The 713-nt window shown below is 49.5% G+C and carries 1 protein-coding gene; it reads right to left on the bottom strand.

Annotated elements, in window-relative coordinates:
* Positions 1-713 (bottom strand): ABC transporter permease (locus tag R7040_RS26480; RefSeq protein WP_318097581.1); only part of this gene is annotated, 713 nt, incomplete at both ends.

The following is a 713-nucleotide window of genomic DNA, read 5'->3' as shown; positions in this document are numbered from 1 at the left end:
GAAAATCCAATGTCCCAACCCTAGAATGATGAAAACCTGAATTAAGCCGACAAAGATATACGGTACGATTTTCGCCACCATTAGCTCTATCGAGTGGATGGGCGTGGTGATTAATAGCTCCAAATTTCCCCGTTCACGTTCTCGTACAATCGCGGCACTGGTGAACAAAATCATCGTCATGGTGAGAATCACACCGAGTAAGCCGGGTACGATGTTGACCGCAGAACGTCGACTTGGGTTGTAGTAGAGTGCGACTTCGAATGTTTTGCTTGGCGCTGGGCGAATCTCGAAGTCAAAATCGGTCAATGGCATGGTTTGCAACGACAATATTGCCGAGCTGATCATGGTATCTGACCCATCCACAATCCATTGCCCAAGCTCTCGACCTTGCATCATGCGTTGTGTGAGATCGCTTGGCAAAATCAGCACGGCGCGCACAATACCATCTTGAATCGCTTGTTCAGCCTCTTGCGCGGTGGCATAGGTTTCTTTGATATCCACCACTTGAGTGACTTTGACGGACTGGGTAATGATCCGCCCGGCGGTACTGCCACTTTGGTCGACAACACCTACCGGAATGTTGCGAATGTCCGTATTGATTGCGAAGCCGAACAGCAAAAGCTGGATAAGCGGGATCATCACCACCATGCCAAACGTGATTCGGTCACGGGAAAGTTGGCGAATCTCTTTGATCATGACGGCTTTCATGCGAG

It is taken from the genome of Vibrio sp. 1069 (assembly GCF_033340555.1).
Note: the sequence above shows the minus strand (reverse complement) of the source record. Positions and strands in the feature narration are given on the sequence as shown.